The following is a 7,915-nucleotide window of genomic DNA, read 5'->3' as shown; positions in this document are numbered from 1 at the left end:
GTAACGATTTACCGGCGCAACCGCCACACGGGTCGCGGTTGCGCCGGTAATGACTTACAGTAAACCGTATCAGTCGACGAACTCGTCGAGGGTCGTCTCCGCTCCGGCCCGGACCTCGGTGACCAGCGCGCCGTCGATGTCGAGCCCGAGCACGTCGACGGCGGCCCGTCCGACCCGGTCGCGGAGCTCGGCGGGCGAGTAGACGCCGAGTCGCCACTGGGAGTACTGGGCGGCCCGCAGCGCCTCGACCAGCGGCGACTGCTGGCCGAGCTGTCGCACTTCGCCGTTGACTAACACGCGACTCGTCGACTCGGTCATCGAGGGACGCCCCGGCACGTCGAGGATGACGTGGGCCGGATCGACGTCCACCCTGTCGGCGATCTCACGCTCGAACTCGCGGATCGTCCCGTGATCGGACTCGATGATCCCGCCAGGTACATCGTCGATCTCGGCCCAGACGGCGCGTTTGAACAGGTCGCGCTGGTCCAGCCGTCGAGAGAAGGCGCTCGTCGCCTCGCAGTTGCGCAGCGCAACCGTCAGATCGTAGTCGTCCATCCGCTGGAGCCGTTCGGCGTCGACGCCCGCCTCCGGCGCCTCGAGCAGCCGTTCGGCCGCGCGCCGGAGCATCGCCTTGCTGATCCGGGCGACGCTGTGGCTGTACACGGTCGGGTTCATCAGCGCCCGGGCGACCAGCAGGCTCTCGGCGGTCTGGACGTTGCCCTCGTCGAGGACGAGTTCGCCGTCGGTGAAGGTCAGCTCCCGGACCAGTCGTCCGTGGTCGATCGTCCCGTAGGGAACGCCCGTGTGGTGGGCGTCGCGCACGAGGTAGTCCATCCGATCGACGTCGAGCTCCCCGGATACGAGCTGGCCGAACCGCCCCTCGCCGGCGACCAGTCCGGCGACCGCCTCGGGCTCGAGGTCGTGGTCCCGGAGGACGTCGCCGACCCGTCCGTCCGCGAGCAGGTCGTACACGTCGTCGTGGTAGCGGCCCGTTCGGCGGTGGGTGAGCGACTCGAGGTTGTGGCTGAACGGGCCGTGGCCGACGTCGTGGAGCATCGCCGCGGCGTGGACGCGCTCGGCCTGCTTCCCCTCGATGCCGAGTCCCTCGAGGGCCTCGCAGGCGAGGTGGTAGACCCCGAGGCTGTGTTCGAACCGCGTGTGGTTAGCGGACGGATAAACAAGCGAGACGGTACCCAGCTGGGCGATCCGACGGAGGCGCTGTACTTCGGGGGTGTCGAGCAGCGCTCGAGCCACGCCGTCGACCCGGATGTGGTCGTGGACGCTGTCCTTGATGGTCTTCATTACCGGATTTTTCGCCGCGTTCGTACAAAAGTCGTCGGACCGCGACCACCATCGAACCGTCGTCGGCGTTGAATACGACGACAGCAATACTTTATCCGTAGCCGTCTTCGGTTCGAGTACGATGACCGAACTCACGATTCCGCCGGACGCGGACGAGGAGCGCGCGGCACAGCTGGTGCGGGAACACGTCGAGGTCGGTGACGTCGTCGAGGTCCAGAGCAAGGAGTGGGCCGACGATAGCCAGGACTTCGACATCGAGGGCACGGTGACGGGCGTCGAGCCCGCCTACCTCGAGCTCGACGACCAGCCCGTCGACGAGGGTAGCGTCCGCTACGACGAGATTCACACCGTGATCCGAGTCGACGCGGAGTAATCGCCCGAGCGAGCGTTCGACCTGCCGAGTCGACTCGAGCGCCGTCCTTCAACGAACGTTCTCGTCGACCGGATTCTCGGGCCGATCGCCGTCCAGTACGCGTAGCACGTCCCGAGTCACGGTCTCTCGGAGTTCGACGATCGACTCCTCGGAGTACCAGGCGACGTGGGGCGTGAGAACGACGTCGTCGCGGCCGACCAGCGGCGAGTTCTCGGGCGGCTCCTCCGGTAGCACGTCCAGCCCCGCAGCGGCCAGCTCGTCGTCTTCGAGGGCCGTCGCCAGCGCCTCGTCGTCGACGACCGCGCCACGGGCCGTGTTGAGCAGGACGGCGTCGTCGGCCATCGCCGCGAACACCTCGGCGTCGAACAGCCCCCGCGTCTCCTCGGTCAGCGGCGTGTGTACCGAGACGATATCGGATCGCTCGAGCAGCCCGTCGAACGACACCTTCTCGACGCTGTGCTCGGCGAGTTCGGCGGCGGACTGGTGGGGGTCGTAGGCGACGAACTCGAGATCGAACCCCGAGAGCCGTTCGGCGATCCCTCGAGGAATCGAGCCGAACGCCGCGAAGCCGAGGGTCTTGCCCGCTAACCGGTGGATCGGCGCGCCGACCGTCCAGTCCCACGTCCCCTCGGCGATCGTACGGTCGTACAGCGCGGTCTTGCGCACGCAGGAAAACAGGAGCGCGATCGTGTGGTTCGGCACCTCGTCCTCGCAGTAGTCGGGGACGTTGACCACGGCGACGCCCTCGGCGGCGGCGGCCTCGAGGTCGACCGTATCGACGCCGATCCCGTATCGCCCCACGGCCGCGAGGTCGAGGGTCTCGAGGACGTCACGATCGACCGGCGCGTACTGGACGAGCAACGCGTCGGCCTCTACCTCCCGGGCCGCCTCGATCACCCCGTCGGCGGTTTCGGCGTCGGCCGCGACGAGGTCGACGTCTCGCCCCTCGAGGACGCCGCGTTCGATCTCGAGGTCGGGAAAGTCGAAGTCCGTGACGAGAATCGTGTCGGTCATCGGTCGGTCGACTCGTTCGCGCGTCCCGCCGATAGGCGTGTCGGCTGCGGTGACGTTCGTATATGTTTTTGACTGGAGGGCACTGTCTAGTTCGGCGCCTTCTCAGCCGGCGTTTTTCCGTCGAGCGATTGATGCGGTCTTTGGCGGTTATAATAATGCACGAACTGCTCAATCCATTCGCGTGCGCTTTCCCGACTGCCCACCCACGAATTATGGAAGCGGTCGACTCGATTTTGAGAGTATGAAAGTACATTCGTGAGCGGCCGAATTTCCCTTTCTACGACTCTCGAGCAAGAGTTAACCGCTTCTGCGCTGTAGCCTTACCATGATAGAACAAACCACAGCATCCGTAATGACACGGGCTGTGCGAACTACCACCGAAGACACGACGGCTAGCGCCATTGCAAGAATGTTCGCGGCAGACGATATTGGATCCGTAGTCGTGACTTCTCCGGAGACGAAAGATATCCTGGGTATTGTTACTAAATCCGATATTATGTATCAGGTCACTGTTGATGCAGATCTCTTGTCCCTCACCGTGGGTTCGTTTATGTCGACACCGGTAGTCACAGTCACGAGCGACAAATCGATCCGTGATGCGGCCACACTGATGAGAGAGCACTCAATCCAACACCTCCCAGTCGTGGATACCGATGAGCTTGTAGGGATTGTGACAACAGCTAATTTAGCTCACTATTTGCCCCGGCTTCGGAGAAACATTCTCAGATCTCGGAACGAGCTTAGCAGTCCGGACGGCTCCTGACATCCCCTCACGGCTAACGAGTTGCTGCAGTGCTTGAGCAGCGGCGTGCAGCGAGCTAGCCCGTTTCTCGAGTCGGTTGGAGACTCGTGGACTGTACGACCCAAGTCGCAGCCGTTGCATAGACCGTCAGATCACGCGCGTCGACATCCAGGACCTCCAGGACCATCTACGGCCGTTCGAACAAGGCTTCAGTGTGCTCCAGCCTGCAAATGGTGCCTGGTCGCCGGCTATGGCGGTCCTTCTCTGAGACTGGCCGTTCTTGCTACTTATTTCGTTTCGGCATCGTCGAGTAGCGCTTGACGGCATGCATGTCCGCCCGTTCGGACGGCGGCGGCGCCATCGTCGAGTGATGAGACGAACCGCTCGAGCCGAGTCCGCCACCACTGTTGTCGCCCAGCCCGAGGAGTCCACCATCGTCTTCGTCGTCCTCGTCACTTCCCTCGTCGGCCTCTTCCATCTCGTCCACATCGTCCTCGTCGTCTGTCGTCGTCCCCTCGAGTTGCTCCTTGATTTTTCCGATCCCGCTGATCTCCTCCAACGACGAACTCATCGCTGCGCGGAGACGATCCCCGAGATCGTCAGCGTCCTCGCCGTTACCGTCCTCGGCTTCTGTCTCGCTCTCGTCGTCGGCTGCCGACTTCTGTTCAGTTTCGTTCCGATCCGGGGTTTCGTCTTGGTCAGTGTCCTCCGTCATCGTCTCATCCGTCTCCGACTGGGCCTGATTGATTGCCTTACGGATTCCGACGGTCGCGTCCTCGAGTTGCTCCTCGTCTGACCGGTCGCCGAGCTTTGCGAGGCGCAGCAGTCGGTGGAGATCCTCGACGCGTTCGGGATCACCTTTCGCGATCGCCTCAGAAACGGACTCGGCCTCCGATCCGTCCGGGAGTGTTCCGAGGCCAACGGCCTCGAGCAATGCCATCGGCTCCGAGGACGCGACGAACTCGTCAGCTTCCCTCGCGACCTGGATAAGGCTATGGCCGGCGTCATCTGCCGTCTCCGCCGATGTTAGCAACGTCCCACTTTCGTCGCTCGCTTCGTTCAGAATCTCCGCCACTCGGGTGTCGTATCCGTCAGTTTCCGACTGCGTCTGCCGGATTGCCTCACGGATCCCGCCGGTTGCGTCCTCGAGTGTTTCCTCGTCCGACCGGTCGCCAAGTTTCGCGAGGCACAGCAGCCGATGGAGATCCTCGACGCGTTCGGGATCGCCCTTCGTGATCGCCTCGGAAACGGACTCGGCTTCTGATCCGTCCTCGAGCGTCCCGAGGCCGACGGCCTCGAGTAATTCTGTTGGCTCCGAGGACGCGACGAACCCGTCAGCTTCCTTCGCAACCTCGATAAGGCTGTGTCCGGTGCCATCTGGCGTCTCCGTCGATGTCAGCAGCGTCCCACTTTCGTCGCTCGCTTCGTCTAGAATCTCCGTCACTCGGGTGTCGTATTCCTCGTTCATGGATCGATCCGTTCGTGCCGCTGTGGTCTGCGATGATTACAATCCAGCCTCTGGTCCGAAGGCAGACAACGATCTGCTCGGAACACTCACAACCGGTCTAATCGGACTTCATCATCCGTAATCGTCTCGACGTTTCGCTCAGTAAGTTCGTAACTCTCCTCGTCAGAATCGCCCCACCCAAGCTTCGATTTGATAGTGTCTGCGATCCCTGGATCGGGATTGACGTGGGCGTTACCTCTTTCAACGGTCTCGATGATACCGATTTCGTCACCGTCTGCGTTGACGACCCGTTTTCCTTCATCATCGCTTGTGAATTGAGCGCACATACAGTTGTCCGTCAGTGAGCACTGACTAAGAGGAATCACCTCCATATGCCAGTGACTCAATTCCCGCTCCTCTTCTGTATCGAAAATTCAACTGGTAGTTCCAGTCGGTCTGGTTGCCGAACGGTACACTAAGTCACACCATGGGACGACTGTCGAACACTCGAGTAATTGCGATAGATTCGGTGGCCAAAACAGCGCACTCTCAAGCGGATCAGCAGGATCGCCGTAGCGATCGGGTGGGAGAATCGTCCCAAGGAGTGCATCAGCTACGTCGAGGAGTGTCTGGGGAGCGAAACGGTCCGAAACTTGCCCCCCTCATCCGGGAGTATCACGAGCGGCGACCGACGGCCGACATCCGCCTTGCCAGTCACTCACTCGGAACACTCGTACTCGCCCGATGTCTCGAAGAGCTTGATGGGGCAGACGGCGAACCGCGATTACCCGAGACTTACCCACTCGCCGCGCTCGTCGCTGTCCTCGATGGCCGCGAGGACACGTTGGGCGGCCAGCCCGTCCTCGAAGCTGGGCTGGAACTCGCCATCGCTATCGATCGCGCTGAGGAACTCGTAGTTCTCGTGGACGAACGTGTGCTCCCAGCCGATGACGTGGCCCGGCGGCCACCAGTGGTCGACGTAGGGGTCGTCGGCGTCGGTCACGAGGATCGTCTCGTAGCCGCGGTTCTCGCCCCGACGGAGCACCTCGAGCTCGTTCAGGCGCTCGAGGGAGAACCGGAGACTGCCTTCGCTGCCCTGGATCTCGATCGTGTGGTCGTTCTTGTGACCCGTCGCGTATCGCGTGGCCTCGAGGGTGCCCATCGCGCCGTTTTCGAACTCGAGCTGGGCCGAGTAGGCGTCGTCGACGGTGACGGGTCGAGTCTCGTCCTCCTCCCCTTCGACGGGTCGTTCGTCGACGAACGTCTGCAGATGACCGCTAAGGCGTTCGATGTCGCCTGCGTGCTCGTCGTCGCCGACCAGGAATCGTACGAGGTCGACCGTGTGAGCGCCCAGGTCGCCGAGCACGCCCGAACCCGCCATCTCCTCGTCGAGGCGCCAGGCCCACGGCGCTTCGGGGTCGACCAGCCAGTCCTGGAGGTACCGACCGCGGACGTGGCGGATCTCGCCGATCTCGCCGTCGTCGATCAGCCGCTTCGCATATCGGATCGCCGGCACGAACCGGTAGTTGAACGCACAGCCGTTCGGGACGCCGGCCTCGCGTGCGGCGTCGGCCATCTCCTCGGCCTCCTCGAGGGTCGGGGCCAGGGGCTTCTCGCAGAAGACCGGCGTCCCGGCCTCGAGGGCGGCGATCGAGGGCTCGGCGTGGACGTGGTTCGGCCCGAGGTTGTAGAAGACGTCGACGTTGTCGACGACCTCGCGCCAGTCGGTCGCCGTCTCCGCGAACCCAAGCCGATCCGCGGCCTCCGAGAGAGCCTCCTCGTCGCGGCCGACGAGGACCTTTCGCTCGACGTCCGGGGCGTCCGGGAAGAACATCGGCAGCCGCGCTAGTGCGTTCGCGTGGGCTTTCCCCATGAACCGATAGCCGAGTACGCCGACTTCGAGGGTCATGCGCGACCGTTCACCACAGATGTAGTTAGAAGTTTCCGTCTCGCGGCGGTTTTCCGGCGATCGGCTCGCTCGCGCGCCCGTTGCGAGCACAGGCCACGCTTTTACTGAAACGGTCGGTGAGCGTTGAGCCGTCATGAAAGCGCTCCGCTGGCACGGCGAGCAGGCCGTCCGCGTCGACGACGTCCCCAAGCCCGAGATCGAGGAACCGACGGACGCGATCGTCGAGATCACCGCGACGGCGATCTGTGGCTCGGATCTCCACCTCTACAACGATTTCATGCCGGGGATGCAAGAGGGCGACATCTTAGGTCACGAGCCGATGGGCGAGGTCGTCGAGGTCGGAACGACACGGTCGCCGTCTGGGGCTGTGGCCCCGTCGGCCAGTTCGCCATCCAGAGCGCTTGGATGATGGGCGCCGATCAGGTGATCGCCATCGATCGGATTCCCGAACGCCTCGAAATGGCCCGGGGTTACGCCGACACCCAGGCCATCGACTACTCCGAGGAGGACGTCTACGATCGCCTGATGGACGCGACCGACGGCTATGGGCCCGACCGGTGTATCGACGCCGTCGGCTCCGAGGCTCACTCGACCTGCGTCGACACCGTTCCCGACGAGCCCGACCGACCGTACGTGATCCAGCAGGCCGCCAAGTCCTGTCGCAAGGGCGGCACGCTCTCGATCCCGGGCGTCTACATCGACGGGATGGACGACGCGCCGATGGGCCCGATCATGAACAAGGCCCTGACGATCAACACCGGACAGACCCACGTCCAGGCCTATCTCGACGAGCTGCTCGAGACGATCGAGAACGGCGAGATCGACCCCTCCGAGATCATCACACACACGGGCGATCTCGACGACGGCCCCGAGATGTACCAGCGGTTCAACGACAAGGAGGACGACTGCATCAAGGTCGTCCTCGAGCCGTAGCGGAGGGCCGTCGATCGTCGTCCGACGTGTTCTCGGTGGCCGCGCTTCCCTCGAGCGATCACCGGTACCGGACGACGGCGCTCCGTATCGGCGCGTGTACCGCGATCAGTCGGAGCGGCTGCGTCCGGTGAGGGCGACGCCGAGTGCGAGCGCCCCGACCGTCGCAACTGTCGCGGCCGCTGCAAACACCCCTCG

The 7,915-nt window shown here is 63.6% G+C and carries 7 protein-coding genes and 2 pseudogenes; 3 read left to right on the top strand and 6 right to left on the bottom strand.

The features are described 5' to 3' along the window. Window positions 1-69 precede the first annotated feature (69 nt). Entirely contained in the window at window positions 70-1,302 is a 1,233-nt protein-coding gene (locus ACNA7R_RS17960) for an HD domain-containing protein (protein WP_416284895.1), read from the bottom strand. Window positions 1,303-1,423: 121 nt separating this feature from the next. Here ACNA7R_RS17960 and ACNA7R_RS17955 point away from each other — a divergent pair, with 121 nt between their 5' ends. Then, window positions 1,424-1,675 carry a hypothetical protein gene (locus ACNA7R_RS17955; RefSeq protein ID WP_416284894.1) on the top strand — a complete coding sequence of 84 codons (252 nt, stop codon included), beginning with the start codon at window positions 1,424-1,426 and terminating at the stop codon, window positions 1,673-1,675. Between the two features lie 48 nt (window positions 1,676-1,723). Here the strand turns inward: ACNA7R_RS17955 and ACNA7R_RS17950 are convergent, their stop codons facing one another. Together ACNA7R_RS17950 and ACNA7R_RS17945 are read right to left on the bottom strand one after the other, a co-directional pair. Continuing rightward, the gene (locus ACNA7R_RS17950) at window positions 1,724-2,689 is read right to left on the bottom strand and encodes a C-terminal binding protein (protein ID WP_416284893.1); all 966 of its coding nucleotides are present in this window, start codon (window positions 2,687-2,689) and stop codon (window positions 1,724-1,726) included. Between the two features lie 86 nt (window positions 2,690-2,775). Next, window positions 2,776-2,939: pseudogene (locus tag ACNA7R_RS17945) on the bottom strand (integrase core domain-containing protein); the annotation flags it as partial. A gap of 75 nt (window positions 2,940-3,014) precedes the next feature. Here ACNA7R_RS17945 and ACNA7R_RS17940 point away from each other — a divergent pair. Then, window positions 3,015-3,452, top strand: coding sequence for a cyclic nucleotide-binding/CBS domain-containing protein (locus ACNA7R_RS17940; protein WP_416284892.1), 438 nt, complete (start codon window positions 3,015-3,017; stop codon window positions 3,450-3,452). A gap of 262 nt (window positions 3,453-3,714) precedes the next feature. Here ACNA7R_RS17940 and ACNA7R_RS17935 read toward each other — a convergent pair whose 3' ends face one another. The 3 genes from ACNA7R_RS17935 to ACNA7R_RS17925 all read right to left on the bottom strand — a co-directional run bounded on the left by ACNA7R_RS17935 (window position 3,715) and on the right by ACNA7R_RS17925 (window position 6,787). Then, window positions 3,715-4,899, bottom strand: a complete 1,185-nt coding sequence (locus tag ACNA7R_RS17935; RefSeq protein WP_416284891.1) for a hypothetical protein — start codon at window positions 4,897-4,899, stop codon at window positions 3,715-3,717. Between the two features lie 86 nt (window positions 4,900-4,985). Beyond that, complete coding sequence (locus tag ACNA7R_RS17930) at window positions 4,986-5,225, bottom strand: PRC-barrel domain containing protein (RefSeq protein ID WP_416284890.1); 240 nt, start codon at window positions 5,223-5,225, stop codon at window positions 4,986-4,988. Window positions 5,226-5,662: 437 nt separating this feature from the next. After that, on the bottom strand, window positions 5,663-6,787 hold the full coding sequence (locus ACNA7R_RS17925; RefSeq protein WP_416284889.1) for a Gfo/Idh/MocA family protein: 1,125 nt from the start codon (window positions 6,785-6,787) through the stop codon (window positions 5,663-5,665). Window positions 6,788-6,920: 133 nt separating this feature from the next. Here ACNA7R_RS17925 and ACNA7R_RS17920 point away from each other — a divergent pair. Further along, window positions 6,921-7,720, top strand: a pseudogene (locus ACNA7R_RS17920) (zinc-binding dehydrogenase). Window positions 7,721-7,915: the final 195 nt, after the last annotated feature.

The organism is Natronococcus sp., from assembly GCF_047921035.1.
GTDB lineage: Archaea > Halobacteriota > Halobacteria > Halobacteriales > Natrialbaceae > Natronococcus.
This window is presented reverse-complemented; position numbering and strand designations above follow the sequence as displayed.

Bases quoted from the DNA above. Each gene is read 5' to 3' on its own strand.
- ACNA7R_RS17960 (WP_416284895.1), bottom strand. From the start codon at position 1,302: ATGAAGACCATCAAGGACAGCGTCCACGACCACATCCGGGTCGACGGC.
- ACNA7R_RS17955 (WP_416284894.1), top strand. From the start codon at position 1,424: ATGACCGAACTCACGATTCCGCCGGACGCGGACGAGGAGCGCGCGGCA.
- ACNA7R_RS17950 (WP_416284893.1), bottom strand. From the start codon at position 2,689: ATGACCGACACGATTCTCGTCACGGACTTCGACTTTCCCGACCTCGAG.
- ACNA7R_RS17940 (WP_416284892.1), top strand. From the start codon at position 3,015: ATGATAGAACAAACCACAGCATCCGTAATGACACGGGCTGTGCGAACT.
- ACNA7R_RS17935 (WP_416284891.1), bottom strand. From the start codon at position 4,899: ATGAACGAGGAATACGACACCCGAGTGACGGAGATTCTAGACGAAGCG.
- ACNA7R_RS17930 (WP_416284890.1), bottom strand. From the start codon at position 5,225: ATGTGCGCTCAATTCACAAGCGATGATGAAGGAAAACGGGTCGTCAAC.
- ACNA7R_RS17925 (WP_416284889.1), bottom strand. From the start codon at position 6,787: ATGACCCTCGAAGTCGGCGTACTCGGCTATCGGTTCATGGGGAAAGCC.